Source organism: Streptomyces sp. NPDC044063 (assembly GCF_056434285.1).
In genome coordinates, this window is sequence record NZ_JBWKFM010000013.1 from 37,607 (window position 1) to 52,558 (window position 14,952).

The 14,952-nt window shown below is 73.4% G+C and carries 9 protein-coding genes; 3 read left to right on the top strand and 6 right to left on the bottom strand.

Features of this window, described 5'->3' with window-relative positions:
• The first annotated feature begins 55 nt into the window (after positions 1-55).
• Entirely contained in the window at positions 56-1,861 is a 1,806-nt protein-coding gene (locus AC07BS_RS17815; RefSeq protein WP_478648395.1) for a bifunctional metallophosphatase/5'-nucleotidase, read from the top strand.
• Here AC07BS_RS17815 and AC07BS_RS17820 read toward each other — a convergent pair.
• Both AC07BS_RS17820 and AC07BS_RS17825 read right to left on the bottom strand, forming a co-directional pair.
• Positions 1,817-3,247 carry a lysine N(6)-hydroxylase/L-ornithine N(5)-oxygenase family protein gene (locus AC07BS_RS17820; protein ID WP_478933092.1) on the bottom strand — a complete coding sequence of 477 codons (1,431 nt, stop codon included), beginning with the start codon at positions 3,245-3,247 and terminating at the stop codon, positions 1,817-1,819. The genes AC07BS_RS17815 and AC07BS_RS17820 overlap by 45 nt on opposite strands.
• On the bottom strand, positions 3,244-4,818 hold the full coding sequence (locus AC07BS_RS17825; RefSeq protein WP_478933094.1) for a pyridoxal phosphate-dependent decarboxylase family protein: 1,575 nt from the start codon (positions 4,816-4,818) through the stop codon (positions 3,244-3,246). Before AC07BS_RS17825 ends, AC07BS_RS17820 begins: the two co-directional genes overlap by 4 nt.
• A 272-nt stretch (positions 4,819-5,090) precedes the next feature.
• Here AC07BS_RS17825 and AC07BS_RS17830 point away from each other — a divergent pair, with 272 nt between their 5' ends.
• Entirely contained in the window at positions 5,091-5,630 is a 540-nt protein-coding gene (locus AC07BS_RS17830; RefSeq protein ID WP_478648386.1) for a F0F1 ATP synthase subunit B, read from the top strand.
• A 164-nt stretch (positions 5,631-5,794) separates the two neighbouring features.
• Here the strand turns inward: AC07BS_RS17830 and pepN are convergent, their stop codons facing one another.
• The 3 genes from pepN to AC07BS_RS17845 all read right to left on the bottom strand — a co-directional run bounded on the left by pepN (position 5,795) and on the right by AC07BS_RS17845 (position 9,681).
• On the bottom strand, positions 5,795-8,311 hold the full coding sequence (pepN, locus tag AC07BS_RS17835) for an aminopeptidase N (protein ID WP_478933097.1): 2,517 nt from the start codon (positions 8,309-8,311) through the stop codon (positions 5,795-5,797).
• Positions 8,312-8,444: 133 nt separating this feature from the next.
• On the bottom strand, positions 8,445-8,774 hold the full coding sequence (locus tag AC07BS_RS17840) for a chorismate mutase (RefSeq protein ID WP_478648743.1): 330 nt from the start codon (positions 8,772-8,774) through the stop codon (positions 8,445-8,447).
• Between the two features lie 16 nt (positions 8,775-8,790).
• Complete coding sequence (locus AC07BS_RS17845) at positions 8,791-9,681, bottom strand: helix-turn-helix domain-containing protein (protein ID WP_478933099.1); 891 nt, start codon at positions 9,679-9,681, stop codon at positions 8,791-8,793.
• A 142-nt stretch (positions 9,682-9,823) separates the two neighbouring features.
• Between AC07BS_RS17845 and AC07BS_RS17850 the strand changes: the two genes are divergently transcribed.
• Complete coding sequence (locus AC07BS_RS17850) at positions 9,824-11,818, top strand: beta-galactosidase (protein ID WP_478933101.1); 1,995 nt, start codon at positions 9,824-9,826, stop codon at positions 11,816-11,818.
• A gap of 4 nt (positions 11,819-11,822) precedes the next feature.
• Here AC07BS_RS17850 and AC07BS_RS17855 read toward each other — a convergent pair whose 3' ends face one another.
• Positions 11,823-14,933 carry an endo-alpha-N-acetylgalactosaminidase family protein gene (locus AC07BS_RS17855; RefSeq protein WP_478933103.1) on the bottom strand — a complete coding sequence of 1,037 codons (3,111 nt, stop codon included), beginning with the start codon at positions 14,931-14,933 and terminating at the stop codon, positions 11,823-11,825.
• Positions 14,934-14,952: the final 19 nt, after the last annotated feature.

The window sequence follows — 14,952 nt, forward strand, 5'->3', positions numbered from 1 at the left end:
TACGCGCGTCGGTCCGGGCGGGGAGCCCGGCCATGAAATGGGGAGAACAGAACGTATGCCGCTCAACCGTAGGAATTTCCTGGGACGTACGGCTGTGACGGGCGCAGGGGTGGCTCTCGCGGGGGCCGTGGGGGCGGCGCCGGCCGCGGCGGAGTCGGCGGACTCCTTGGCTCGCCGGCAGAGGCGGTACTCGTTCACCGTGATGGGGACGACCGATCTGCACGGCAATGTCTTCAACTGGGATTACTTCACGAATGCCGAGTTCGACGACAAGGCGCACAACGACGTCGGTCTGGCGAAGATCTCGACGCTGGTGAATCAGGTGCGGGCGGAGAAGGGGCGTCGCAATACGCTGCTGATCGACGCGGGTGACACGATTCAGGGCACTCAGCTGTCGTACTACTACGCCAAGGTCGATCCGATCACGAAGGCGCATGGTCCGGTGCATCCGATGGCGCGGGCGATGAACGCGATCGGGTACGACGCGGCGGCGCTGGGCAACCATGAGTTCAATTACGGTATTCCGGTGCTGCGGAAGTTCGAGGAGCAGTGCACGTTCCCGTTGCTGGGTGCCAACGCGCTGGACGCGAAGACGTTGAAGCCGGCGTTCCGGCCGTATGTGATCAAGCGGGTGTGCACGCCGCACGGGCGTGATGTGCGGGTGGCGATCCTGGGTCTGACGAATCCGGGCATCGCGATCTGGGACAAGGCGAATGTGCAGGGGAAGATGGTGTTCCCCGGCCTGGAGGAGCAGGCGGCGGTGTGGGTGCCGAAGCTGCGTTCGCTGGGTGCGGATGTGGTGATCGTGGCGGCGCATTCGGGGTCGAGCGGTACGTCGTCGTACGGTGACCAGCTGCCGTATGTCGAGAACGCGGCGGCGCTGGTGGCCGAGCGGGTGCCGGGGATCGACGCGATTCTGGTGGGGCACGCCCACACGGAGATTCCCGAGTACCGGGTGACCAATAAGGAGACGGGCCGGCAGGTGGTGCTGTCGGAGCCGTTGAAGTGGGGGCAGCGGCTGACGCTGTTCGACTTCTCCGTGGTGTGGGAGCGGGGCGCCTGGAAGGTGGAGTCGGTCGGTGCGAAGGTGCTGAACTCCAATACGGTGGCCGAGGACCGGCGGATCACGCGGATGCTGGAGGCCGAGCATCGCAAGGTCGTGGCGTATGTGAACCAGGTGATCGGTACGTCGTCGGCGGCGATGAGTGCGGCGGAGGCGCCGTACAAGGACACGCCGGTGATCGATTTCATCAACCATGTGCAGGCGGAGACGGTGCGGGCGGCGCTGGCGGGTACGGCGTACGCGAAGCTGCCGGTGCTGTCGCAGGCGTCGTGCTTCTCGCGTACGGCGGGTATGCCGGCGGGGAAGGTGACGATCCGCGAGGTGGCGGGGCTGTATCCGTTCGAGAACACGCTGGAGGCGCGTGTGCTGACGGGTGCGCAGCTGCGGGATTATCTGGAGTTCTCGGCGCGGTATTACGTGCGGACGGCGGCGGGTGTGCCGGTGGATCCGGCGGCGCTGACGAACGCGGAGGGTGTTCCGGATTACAACTACGATGCGGTGAGCGGCCTCTCGTACGAGATCGATGTCGCGAAGGTTCCGGGTTCGCGGATCGTGAATCTTTCGTTCGACGGGAAGCCGCTGGTCGATTCCGCTGAGTTCGTGCTGGCGGTGAATAATTACCGGGCGAGTGGTGGTGGGAATTTCCCGCATGTGGCGCGGGCGAAGCAGGTGTGGGCGAATTCGGAGGAGATCCGTAACACGATCATCGGCTGGGTGAAGGCTCAGGGGTCGGTGGATGTGGGCCGGTTCGCGTCAGTGGACTGGAAGCTGACGCGGGATGGTGTGCCGGTTTTCTGAGGCACCGGTGTGCTGGAGCCGTGGTTGCGGCCGCGGCTCCAGGCCGAAGGTGGTGAAGGCGGTGCGGTGGGGCAGGGGGTGGACGGTCCTGCCGGTGAGGGCGTTGAGGATGACGGCGCTGCGCCAGGCGGCGAGGCCGAGGTCGGGGGTGCCGACGCCGTGGGTGTGGGTCTCGGCGTTCTGGACGTGGATGGCGCCCTTGACGGAGGGGTCGAGGACGAGCCGGTGGTGTTCGTCGATGCGGGGGCGTCCGTTGGAGTCGCGGCGGACGTAGGGGTCGAGGGCGGCGAGGAGGGTGTCGACGCGGCGTTCGCGGTAGCCGGTGGCGAGGACGACGGCGTCGGTGGTGAGGCGGGAGCGGGTGCCCTGCTGGGTGTGTTCGAGGTGGAGTTCGACGCGGGTGGCGCCGACGCGGCCGGCGGTGCGGACGAAGACGCCGGGGGTGAGGACGGCGTCGGGCCAGCCGCCGTGGAGGCTGCGGCGGTAGAGCTCGTCGTGGATGTCGGCGATGGTTCCGGCGTCGATGCCTTGGTGGAGCTGCCATTGCTGGGGCAGGACCTGGTCGCGTACGGCTTCGGGGAGGGCGCGGAAGTAGTGGGTGTAGTCGGGGGTGAAGTGTTCGAGGCCGAGTTTGCTGTACTCCATGGGGGCGAAGGCGGGGCTGCGGGCGAGCCAGTGGAGTTTCTCGCGGCCGGTGGGGCGGTTGCGGAGGAGGTCGAGGAAGACTTCCGCGCCTGATTGCCCGGAGCCGATGACGGTGATGTGTTCGGCGGCGAGGAGTTTGTCGCGGTTGTCGAGGTAGTCGGCGGAGTGGATGACGGGGACGCCGGGGGCTTCGGCGAGGGGGCGGAGGGGTTCGGGGATGTAGGGGGCGGTGCCGACGCCGAGGACGAGGTTGCGGGTGTAGGCGCGGCCGAGGGCGTCGGCTTCGCCTTCGGGGTCGAGCTGGGTGTAGTCGATTTCGAAGAGGACGCGTTCGGGGTTCCAGCGGACGGCGTCGATGTGGTGGTTGAAGTGGAGGCCGGGGAGGTTGTCGCTGACCCAGCGGCAGTAGGCGTCGTATTCGGCGCGGTGGATGTGCTGGCGCTCGGAGAAGTAGAAGGGGTAGAGGCGTTCGCGGGTCTTGAGGTAGTTGAGGAAGGTCCAGGGGCTGGTGGGGTCGGCGAGGGTGACGAGGTCGGCGAGGTAGGGGACCTGGAGGGTGGTGCCGTCGATGAGGAGGCCGGGGTGCCACTGGAAGGTGGGGTTCTGGTCGTAGAAGGCGGTGCGCAGGTCGTCGATGGGGTGGGCGAGGGCGGCGAGGGAGAGGTTGAAGGGGCCGATGCCGATGCCGACGAGGTCGAGGGGTTGGTCGGGGGCGGAGGCGGCGGGCTGGGGGCTGGTCATCGGGTGGTGTGGCCTTCCACGAGGTGCAGCAGGTGTCGGAGGTCGTCGGGGTGGGTGTGGGGGTTGAGGATGGTGGCTTTGAGCCAGAGGCCTTCGGGGGTGGTGGCGCGGCCGAGGACGGCGTGGCCGGTGTGGAGGAGGCGGCGTCTGGTGTGAGCGGTGGTGTGGTGGTCGGCGCCGGCGGGGCGGAAGAGGACGGTGCTGATGGTGGGGCGGGAGTGGAGTTCGAGTCCGGGGTGGGCGTCGATGAGGTCGGCGAGCTGGTGGGCGGTGGCGCAGACGCGTTCGACGAGGTCGGCGATGCCGCGGCGGCCGAGGGCGCGCAGGGTGACGGCGATCTTGAGGATGTCGGGGCGGCGGGTGGTGCGCAGTGAGCGGTGGAGGAGGTCGGGGAGGCCGGCGTCGGTGTCGTCGGGGGCGTTGAGGTAGTCGGCCTGGTGGGCGAGGGGGCGCAGGGCGCTGGCGTCGGGGACGGCGAGGAGGCCGGCCGCGATGGGTTGCCAGCCGAGTTTGTGCAGGTCGAGGGCGATGGTGTGGGCGCGGTCGAGGCCGGTGAGGGCGGTCTTGAGGGTGTCGCTGAAGAGGAGGGGTCCGCCGTAGGCGGCGTCGATGTGGAGGGTGGCGCCGTGGGCGTCGCAGAGGTCGGCGATGGCGGGGAGGGGGTCGATGCGGCCGGTGTCGGTGGTGCCGGCGGTGGCGATGACGAGGTGGGGGGTGCCGGGTGGGGTGTCGGGGTGGGTGAGGGCGGTGTGGAGGTCGTGGGGGTCGAGGGTGCCGGTGGGGGTGGGGAGGGTGTGAGGTGCGGGGAGGCCGAGGAGCCAGGCGGAGCGGTGGATGCTGTGGTGGGCGTTGTCACCGCAGATGATGCGGAGGGGCCGGCCGGTGCCGTGGGGGCGGGAGATCTCGCGGGTGGTGGTGCGGGCGGGTTCTCCGGTTGACGTGCGGGCCGGCGCGCGGGGCGCTCCGAGGGCCGTTCCGGGAGCCGCTTCGCGCGCTGTTCCGCGGGCCGTCCCGGAGGCCGTCCCGCAGGCCGCTTCGCGAGCCGCTTCGCGGGCGAGGAGGAGCGCGAGCTGGTTGGACTCGGTGCCTCCGGTGGTGACGAGGGCGTCGGGGGCGGGGCGCGCGGGGTAGGCGAGGGCGGCCAGGGCGCGGGCGGTGAGGGCTTCGAGGGCGGTGGCGGAGGGGCCCTGGTCCCAGGAGTCGAGGGAGGCGTTGAGGGCGCTGGCGGCGAGGTCGGCGGCGGTGGCCAGGGCGAGCGGGGGGGCGTGGAGGTGGGCGGCGCAGTAGGGGTCGGCGGGGTCGGCGGCGCCTTCGGCGAGGGCCTGGACGAGGGTGTGGAGGGATTCCTCGGGTCCGGTGCCGTGTTCGGGGAGGACGGGGGTGGCGGCGGCCCGTATGCGGGCGGCGACGGCGTCGGGGCCGCCGGCGGGGAGGGGTCCGCCGCGGGCGGTAGCGCCGCGGGCGAGGGCGCGCAGGGTGGTGTCGAGGAGGGGGCGCAGGGCGTGGGCGCCCTGGGTGCCGCCCGCGAGTGCGGCTGCGGGGGTGTGGCGGGCTGCGGGCGGCGCGGGCATGGGGGTGGCCCCTCCGGGTGGACTGGGGGTGGTCGTGGGTGTCCGTTCCTGGCCCGCCGGTCGGGGCCGGGGCGGGGCGGACGGCTCAAGCTACCCGCTGTGTACGCTGCGTGACCTGGAGTGGGGGAGGTTTCGCCCGATGGTGGTACGGGCCCGGCATGCGTTGGCTGTAGGGGGCCGGCATGGCCTTGTGACGGGCGTGAGTTGGGCCGCCGGGCGGGGTGGGGGTCTCCGGTGGGGTGGCGCTTCAAGGTAATGTGCACACCATGGCCATGACTTTTGCTATCGACGTGGGGCCGCTGAAGCCCGAGCCCGCACCGCTCGTCCTCGGACTGGTGCTCTTCTTCATCGTTTTCGCCGTGATGGCGAAGGTGATCCTGCCGCGGATCAACAAGGTGCTCGTCGAGCGCGAGAAGGCCACCGACGGTGCCTTCGAGGACGCCGAGGAGACGCGCGCCGAGGCGGAGCGGGTCCACGCCGAGTACCAGGCGCTGCTGGCGGAGGCGCGGCACGAGGCCGCGCGTGTGCGTCAGGAGTCGCAGGAGCAGGGTGCGGCGATCATCGCCGAGCTGCGGGCCGAGGGTCAGCGTCAGCGTGAGGAGATCATCTCCGCGGGTCACGCCGTGATCGACGCCGAGCGCGCGGTCGCCGAGGCGGAGCTGCGCGAGCAGGTCGGCGCGCTGGCCACGGAGCTGGCGGGCAAGATCGTCGGCGAGTCGATGGCCGACTACGCCCGGGAGAGCGGTGTCGTGGACCGCTTCCTGGAGGAGCTGCGTACGGCCCAGCCGTCGGACGCCGCCAAGCGCGACTGACGACCGGCCGCCGACCGGCGAAGCCATAGGCCCAGGCGCCCGCACCCCATGAGGGGTGCGGGCGCCTTGTCGTTTCGGGGGACGCCTTGCCGTTTCCAAGGACGCCTTGCCGTTTCCGGGGACGCCTTGCCGTTTCCGGGGACGCCTTGTCGTGCCGGGGCCGGCTACGCGTGGCGGGCCCTGATGGTCAGGGCGCGGCGGAGGTCGTCGAGCTGGTCGGCGATCCTGCGGCGCAGGGCGGGGGTGGGGTCGGCGTCGCGGAGGCAGGCCTCGCCCAGGCGCAGGGTGTCCTCGTCCACGAGGGTGCGGGGGAAGCCGGGGCCGCCGGCGGCGGAGGCGAGGGCCGGTCCGCGGCGGGCGGCGAGGGCGACGGCGGCGGGGTGGTAGAGGTCGCGGTAGGGGCGCAGGAGGTCGGTCTGCTCGGCCTGCCAGAAGCCCTGGGCGGTGGCGGTGAAGAGGTAGTTGGACAGGTCGTCGTCACCGCCGTACATGGCGTCCCAGGCGGCGGCCTTGGCGGCGGGGTCGGGGAGGGCCGCGCGGCAGCGGGCGGCGCCCTCCTGGCCGGTGGCGCTGGGGTCGCGGTCGAGTTCGGCGTCGATGTCGGCGGGGGTGACGGCGCCGAGGACGGCGAGGCGGGCGAGGAGGCGCCAGCGCAGTTCGGGGTCGAGGGCGGGGCCGCCGGGGACGGTGCCGGCGCGCAGCCAGTCCTGGAGGGTGCCGGGGGTGGTGGCGCTGTCGGCGAGGGTGCGTACGGCGGTCAGGCGCAGGCCGGTGGGGTCGGGGTGGGGGTGGCGGTCGAGGAGGTCGTGGCAGAGGGCGGTGAGGTCGGCCAGGGCGCGGGGCCGGTCGGCGGGCGCGGTGCAGCGGTCGGCGATCTCGTGGCGGGCGAAGGGCAGGACGCCTTCGGCGATGGCGGTGTCGGTCTCGTACGGCAGGTGGGCGCGGGCGGCCGCGAGGTAGGCGGCGGGGGGCAGCTCGCCGTCGCGGACCATGTCGCGGGCGGCGTTCCAGAGGACGGCCCGGGCGAGGGGGTCGGGGAGGGCGGAGAGGGAGCCGAGGGCGGTGGTCCAGGAACCGGGGTCGAGGCGGACCTTGGCGTAGGCGGTGTCGCCGTCGTTGAGGAGGAGCAGGGCGGGGCGGGGGCCGGTGTGGTCGGTGGTGCGGGTGCCGCCGCCGGGCGGGAGGTCGGTGGTGAGGTGTTCGCGGGCGACGAGGGCGCGGTCGTCGCCGGGGGCGTGGTCGTAGAGCCCTATGGTCAGGCGGTGGGGGCGGGTGCCGGTGTGGTGGAGGTCGAGGCGCCAGGTGCCGGGGGCGGGGGTGGTGAGGTGGGGGGTGAGGGTGTCGACGCCGGTGGTGCGCAGCCAGTCCGCGGCCCAGGCGTGGACGTCGCGGTCGGAGTGGCGGGCGAGGGAGTCGATGAAGTCGGCGAGGGTGGCGTTGCCGAAGCGGTGACGGGCGAAGTGGTCGTTGATGCCGGCGAGGAAGTCCTTCTCGCCCAGCCAGGTGACGAGCTGGCGGAGGGCGGAGGCGCCCTTGGAGTAGGAGATGCCGTCGAAGTTGAGCAGGGCGGAGGCGGTGTCGCGGACGTCGTCGGGGCCGGGCGCCACGGGGTGGGTGGAGGGGCGCTGGTCGGCGTCGTAGCCCCAGGCCTTGCGGGACACGGCGAACTCGGTCCAGGCGCCGGTGAAGCGGGTGGCCTCGGTGAGGACCTGGTAGCCCATGTACTCGGCGAAGGACTCGTTGAGCCAGATGTCGTCCCACCAGCGGAGGGTGACGAGGTCGCCGAACCACATGTGGGCCATCTCGTGGGCGATCACCACGCCGCGGGTCTGGCGCTGGGTGTGGGTGACGGCGGAGCGGAAGACGTACTCCTCGCGGAAGGTGACGAGGCCGGGGTTCTCCATGGCGCCGGCGTTGAACTCGGGGACGAAGGCCTGGTCGTAGGAGTCGAAGGGGTAGGGCTCGTCGAAGATCTCGTGGTAGCGGTCGAAGCAGCGGCGGGTGATGTCGAGGAGTTCGTCGGCGTCGGCGTCGAGGTGGGGGGCGAGGGAGCGGCGGCAGTGGAGGCCGAAGGGGATGCCGGCGTGCTCGGTGCGGACGCTGTGCCAGGGGCCGGCGGCGAAGGCGACGAAGTAGGTGCTGAGGGGGCGGGTGGTGGCCAGGCGCCAGCGGCCCGCTCCGGGCGGGCCCACCCGGGTGGCGGTGCCGTTGCCGAGGACGGTCCACTCGGGGGGCGCGGTGACGGTGGCGTCGTAGCGGGCCTTGAGGTCGGGCTGGTCGAAGGCGGCGAAGACGCGCTGGACGTCGTCGAGGAAGGTCTGGGTGTAGAGGTAGGTCTCGCCGTCGGCGGGGTCGGTGAAGCGGTGCATGCCCTCGCCGGTGCGTGAGTAGGCCATGTCGGCCTCGACGCGGAGTTCGTGGGCCCCGGCGGTGAGGGTGAGCGGGAGGCGGTTGTCGCTCAGGGTGGCCGGGTCGAGGGGGGTGCCGTCGAGACGGGCGGCGCGCAGGGTGGCGGGCTTGAGCTCCACGAAGGTGGTGCCGTCGGCGCGGGCGGTGAAGTGGATGACGGTGGTGGAGCCGAAGTGCTGGTCGCCGCGGGTGAGGTCGAGGTCGACCTCGTAGCGGTGGACGTCGAGGAGGCGGGCACGGGTCTGCGCTTCGTCGCGCGTCAGTACGGGCATGGGATCATGCTGCCGCACGGCGCCGGAGGGGCCGCCGGGTTTTCCCGCCGGGCCGGGGCCCGTCGCCACCGGGCCGGGGTCGCGGGTGCGGGACCCGGGTGCGGGACGCGCGCCCGGGCCCGGCGGCGAGGGATCAGGCGCGGGCGATCGTCTCGTGGTGGCGGATGACCTCGGCGATGATGAAGTTCAGGAACTTCTCCGCGAACGCCGGGTCGAGCTTGGCGTTCTCCGCGAGCTCGCGCAGCCGGGCGATCTGGCGGGCCTCGCGGGCCGGGTCGGCGGGCGGCATCCGGTGGGCCGCCTTGAGGTGACCGACCTGCTGGGTGCATTTGAAGCGCTCGGCGAGCATGTGGATCACCGCGGCGTCAATGTTGTCGATGCTGTCGCGCAGGCGGCGCAGCTCCGCCCGGACGGACTCGTCGTCGGCGCTGCGTACGGGCTCGTCATTGGCACTGTTGTTCATGTCCACCCCACCGAGCCTATGCGGAAGAACGCGGCCGGATGACCGGAGGGTGCTCCGGATCGGGGACGCGGTCGCTCCAGCCGCCGGGAACGACGCGCCCCGAACGCGCCCGGAAGCGGACGGGGGCGGTGCCCACCCGTCGGGTGAAGAGGCGGCTGAAGTAGGCGGGGTCGTCGTAGCCGACGCGGCGGGCGACGGCGGCGACGGGCAGCTCGGTGGCGGCGAGGAGCTCCTTGGCGCGGCCCAGGCGGATGCCGAGCAGGTAGTCCTTGGGGCTGCACCCCGCGCCGCGTCGTACGGCGGTGCGGAGTTCCGCCGGGGTCATGCCGTGCCGGGCGGCGTGCTGGGTGACGGACAGCGGCAGGAAGGCGTCGCGGGCGAGGGCGCGCAGCACCGGGTCGGTGTCGCCGCCCGTGTCGGCGCGGGCGCGGCGCAGGGCGACGAGCAGTTCGTGGACGGCGGCGGACGTCTCGACCTCCAGCAGCGGGTTGCCGTGCCGGGCGGCCCGGGCGATACGGGTGACGGCGGCGCGGGGCGCGGTGGTGTCGGTCAGGGGGACGACGGGCCGGCCGGGGTCGAGGTAGCCGAGCTCGGTGTAGGCGGCGACGGCGCTTCCGGTGAAGTCGACGAAGCTCTCGTCCCAGCCGGCGCCGGGCGCGGCCCCGTAGTGGTGGGGGACGCCGGGGACGAGCTGGATGAGGGCGGGGGCGGTGACGGGGTGGGTGCGGCCGTCGGGGGTGCGGTACCAGCCGCCGCCGGCGGCGATGACGACGGCGACGTGGTGGTCGAGGACGCGGGGGCCGACGGCGGGCAGGGCACCGTGCTGGAGGCCCACGCCGAGGCAGACCAGGCCGAGCCGGTGGTGGACCGGGCCGGGGGTGAAGTACCGCATCCATGTGTGGTACACGCGTCGCGCCCCCGTCTCGTGGGTCCGGCAGCTCGTCGTCCGTCCAATCAGGCCCGATCTTTGTCCATGGCCCTCTCCCCCGCCAGAGGGCCACGATGGTCCCCGGTCGTGGTGGGTGCCGGCGGCGAGGGCGAGGCGGGTCATGCCGGAGTTCGTGGTGGGGGACGACGCGTTCGAGCTGGACGGGCGGCCGGTGCGGCTGCTGTCCGGGGCGCTGCACTACTTCCGGGTGCACGAGGGGCTGTGGGCGCACCGGCTGGGGATGCTGCGGGCCATGGGGCTCGGCTGCGTGGAGACGTACGTGCCGTGGAACCTCCACGAGCCGGAGCCGGGGCGGGTGCGGGACGTGGCGGCGCTGGGCCGGTTCCTGGACGCCGCCCGGGCGGCGGGGCTGTACGCGATCGTGCGCCCGGGCCCGTACATCTGCGCGGAGTGGGAGAACGGCGGACTGCCGTCCTGGCTGACGCGGCGGGTGGGGGCGGGCGTGCGCACCCGGGACGCGGGATTCCTGCGGGCCGCGGAGGACTGGCTGGGGCTGGTGGCGGGCGAGGTGGTGGGCCGGCAGGTGGACCGGGGCGGCCCGGTGGTGCTCGTCCAGGTGGAGAACGAGTACGGCTCGTACGGCGGCGACGGGGTGTATCTGCGGCGGCTCGCCGGCCGGCTGCGGGAGCTTGGGGTGACGGTCCCGCTGTTCACGTCGGACGGCCCGGAGGAGCACATGCTGTCGGCGGGGACGGTGCCGGGGGTGCTCGCCGCGGTGAACTTCGGGTCGGGGGCGCGGGAGGCGTTCGCGACGCTGCGGCGGTTCCGGCCCCGGGGGCCGCTGCTCTGCGCGGAGTTCTGGTGCGGCTGGTTCACCCACTGGGGCGGCGAGGAGGCGTCGCGGGACGCGCGGGACGCGGCCGCGGCGCTCGCGGAGATCCTGGAGTGCGGCGCCTCGGTGAACGTCTACATGGCGCACGGCGGCTCGAACTTCGGCGGCTGGGCGGGGGCGAACCGGGCCGGTGAGGACTTCCGGGGCGCGCTGCGACCGGTGATCACCTCGTACGACTACGACGCCCCTGTCGACGAGTTCGGGCGGGCGACGGAGAAGTTCCGGGCGTTCCAGGAGGTGCTGTGCCGCTACGCGGAGGAGCCGCCGCCCGCGCCGCCGCCGGCGCCGCCGGTGCTGGGCGCGCCCGCCGTGGCGGAGCCCGCGGGGTGGGCGCCGCTGGGCGAGGTCGTGGACGCGCTGGGGCCGCCGGAGGCGGAGGGGCCGGTACCGCCGGTGTTCGAGGACCTCGGGGTGGACCGCGGGGTGGTGCGCTACCGCTTCGCGGTGCCGGGGCCGCGGCGGGCGTATCCGCTGTGGGTGGCGGGGCTGCGGGACGTGGCGGTGGTGTACGTGGACGGGGTGCGGGTGGCGGTGCTCGACGGCTCGGCGGACGGGGTCGCGGGCCCGGCTCCGGGTCCGGTCCCGGACGCGGCTCCGGACCGGGCTCCGGACCCGGCGCCGGTCGGTGAGGTGGCGGGGCCGGCGGAGGTGGAGCTGTGGGTGGAGTCGCTGGGCCGGGTCAACTACGGGCCGTGCCTGGGCGAACCGAAGGGCGTCACGGGCGGGCTGCTGCACGAGCGGCAGTACGTGCACGGGGTGCGGGCACGGGGGCTGCGGCTGGACGCCCTGGAGGAGCCGGGGGCACTGGACGCGGTGCCGTGGCGGCCGTCGCCGGACGAGGACGCGTGGGCGTCCGTGCCCGGGGGCGGGGGAATGGCCGGAGGTGTGGCCGGGGGCATGGCCGGGGGTGCGGTCGGGGGCATGGCCGGGGGTGCGGTCGGGGGCATGGCCGGGGGTGCGGTCGGGGGCCCGGGGCTGTACCGGTGGTCGTGCCGGGTGGCGGGCGCCGGGGACGCGGTGCTGGTGTTGCCGGGGTGGGTGCGGGGCTTCGTGTGGGTGAACGGCTTCTGCGTGGGGCGGTACTGGGACCGGGGCCCCCGGCGGACCCTGTACGTACCGGGGCCGGTGGTGCGCGAGGGGGCCAACGACCTGCTGGTGCTGGAGTTCGAGGGGGCGGGCGGACGGGGGATCCGGCTGGAACCCCTGCCTCCGTCCCGCTGGTCACCGGCCGATGACGGTGGCCAACGGGACGGAACCCCGTGAATGTTTATTGCCCGACTATCTGCACGGTGAAGCCGTCCAGACAGAATTCAGCTGACCCGTTTTCCCCGGTCTTCCGCAGCCCCACCCACGCCTCACCCGTCGCGGGGGCCGTGAACTCGTAGACGAACTCCGTGGGGTGCGTGGCGACCGGCAGCGGCGTGCGCGTCAGTTCGCGCGCCTCCGGCTCGTCGACGGCCGTGACCCAGGCGTACTGGCCGGCCAGTTCGTTCTCGTAACGGAAGCGGACGCGGTGGCGGCGGCCGGGCGCGAAGCGGACGGTGTGGGGCACCGTGCGGTACACAAGACCGGGGTTCTCGCCGCGCGACTTGAGCGAGTGGGTGCCGTCGATGACGTCGTCGACGGCCTTGCCGTTCCAGCCGCGTTGGGTGTACGGCGCGTGGCGGCGGGCGATGTGGGTGCGCGGGTCGGTGCTGCCGCCCGCGTCCCCCTTGACGAACGGCCCCCAGCCCTGGGGCACGTGCTCGAAGTCCTCCCGGACGAGGGCGTCCCCGGGCGCGGCGCGCCGGCCGCGCACGACCCGTACGGCGTCGAACCGGACCCGTGCCTCGCCCGCGGCGGCCGTCAGCGAGAGCGTCACCGGGCCGCCGCCGGGCGGCACGGTGAACCAGGTGAACATGCGCTGGAAGCGGGTGCCGTGCTTGCGGTCGGCGGCGACGTGGTTGACGGCGGTGGAGGTATCCGTCCAGTTGACCGCCGTGACGCCGTCGCCGGTCCGCACCTCCAGCGCGGCCCGGCGCCGCTCCCCCGCCGTGACGCCGACCTCGACCTGGACGGACGCGGCGTACGTGCCGGGGGCGAGCCGGGCGAGCCGCTGGCCGACGCGGGCCGCCGGGCCGGGGCCGATGACCAGTTCGCCGTCCCCGAGCGGGCTGGTGACCACGGTGGCGGGGCCGGTGACCCGCCAGGCGTCGAGGGTGCCGGAGTGGAAGGCGGGGTCGCGCAGCGGGGTGCCCTCGCCCCAGGCGGGGTCGGCGGGCGCCGGGCCGCGCCGGCGGGTGACCACGTAGGGCCGGCCGGGCGCGGCGTCGATGGTGATCCTGCCGTGGCGCACGGGGAGTTCGGCGGTGCCGGCGCGGCCCTGGTCGGTGAGCCGGTGGAGGAAGACGGTCCGCCGGCGGGCCCAGCCGCGGGGCAGGGTCCAGGTGGTGCGGCCGCCGCGGGGGTTGTAGTGGTAGAGGCGGTCGGGGTCGGTGGCGCGGCGGGGCTCCCAGGGCAGGAGGTAGGTGTCGCCGGCCAGGACGGTGCGGCCGTCGGTGGTGATCCGGCGGGTGCCGCCGGCGTCGGAGACGCGGGTGGTGACGACGGGGGCGTGCCCGGGGGCCGGGGTGGGGGCCGGGTCGGGGGCGAGGGTGATCTCGTGGTCGGTCCAGGTGCGGACGGGGAAGGCCTGGAGATATTTCGCGGGCAGGTTCTTCTCCCAGATCAGCCGCTGGAAGGCGGTCCAGTCGGTCTTTCCGCGCCAGCCCTCGAAGGTGCCGAGCCGGGCGGTGCCGAGGAGGGGCCACTTGTCGGCGAAGACGTCCTTCTGGTGGTGGCGGATGAAACGGATGAGCCGGGAGTTGATGCCGCGGGAGGTGTCGGGGCCGTAGTCGGTCTCGGTGGCCCAGTGGGACCAGAGGCTGGAGCGTTCGAGGCCGTGGCCCCATTCGCTGGTTATCAGCCAGCCCTGGGCGCGCAGGAGGCGCTGGAGGGCGTCGGAGTTCCAGCCGGACTCGCGGAAGACGTCGATGTGGAGGGTGGTCAGGGCGGGGTGGGTCTCCTCGCGCAGCCGGCGGAAGCGGCGGGCGATGTCGCCGGAGACGAGGTCGCGGCGGGCGTCGATGCGGTACGCCTGGTCGAGCCAGTCCCACTGCGGGTTCTTCCGGTCGACGAGGGTGTCGGAGAAGGCGTCGGCAACCGGATAGGCCTCGGTGGTGTTCACATGAACAGAGAAGTCGCTGTTCCACTGGCTGCCGATACGGAGCAGGGTGTTCAGGTCCGCCCGACCACCCGCACGCTCGTTGTAGTCGCCACCGTAATCGGGGTGCGCGGAGTCGTGCCCCTCGGACTGGTACCCCTTGAGCAGAGTGACCTGCCGTAGCCCGTCAGTGGACAGATGCACGCGTTTGACGTTGTCGAGGGTGTCGAGGAAGGGGTTGGTGGCCTGGCTGGCGAAGTTGAAGGCGATGTGGGGGACGACGCGCAGGTGCTGCTCGTCGGCGCCGAGGGGGTTCACCATGATGTCGCGCATCGCGATGGCGGCGTCCTGCCAGTCCACGATGCCGTCGCCGTTGCGGTCCCGGGTGACGACGACGGTCGCGTACGGCAGCGGGTCGGTGGTGTGCGCGCCCGCGGCGCGGTGGGTCCACTGCCCGCAGGTGAGCTGGGCCTTGGTGTAGCCCTCGCACCGGAGGGTCCGGCGCCACAGGCGGCCCTTCTCCCACGCGGTGGCGGCGTCGGGCCTGTCGTGGACGGTGTTCGTCTCGATGGCCGCGGCGAGCCGGTCCGTGCTGACGACCGCGTACGCGCATCCGACGGGCGCCGCGTCGGGCGGCGGTGGGGTGGGGGTGAGCCGGACGAGGGTGTCGCCGCTCCTGGCCGCGTCCAGCTGGACGCGGGCGGCGAGCAGCGTCGCGCCGGGCTGGGTGCTGCGCACGCTCAGCAGGGCGAGGCCCGGGACGCTCAGGGTGCCGACGCGGAGCGCGGGCGACTCGGTGATCCGGGTGACCCGCCAGTCGACGCGGGGGCCGTCGACGCGGATCTCCACGTCGATCCGGGTGCCGCCGGGGAGGGCGAGGGCGTACGCGGCGCGGTCGCCGGCCGGGGAGAGGGAGTGGGTGACGCGGGGGGTGTGCTCGGTGCCGTCGACGATCAGGGAGGTCACGGTGTCCTCCTGTCCGTGGAGGACGGCGCCGGTGGTGCGGTGGGTGTAGGAGACGACGCGGGGGAAGGAGGTGTCGACGCGGACGTCGAGCTCGGTGGAGCGGAGAACGGCCTCGGTGCCGTGTGCCGCCGCGGGGGCGGCACGGGAGGGGCCGGCGAGGCCGATCCCGGCGAGTGCGGTGGTGACGACGACGGCCCGGCGGCCGGGCCCCTGTGGCTGGTCTGCGGTCACCGTCCCACCGTGGGGCGGA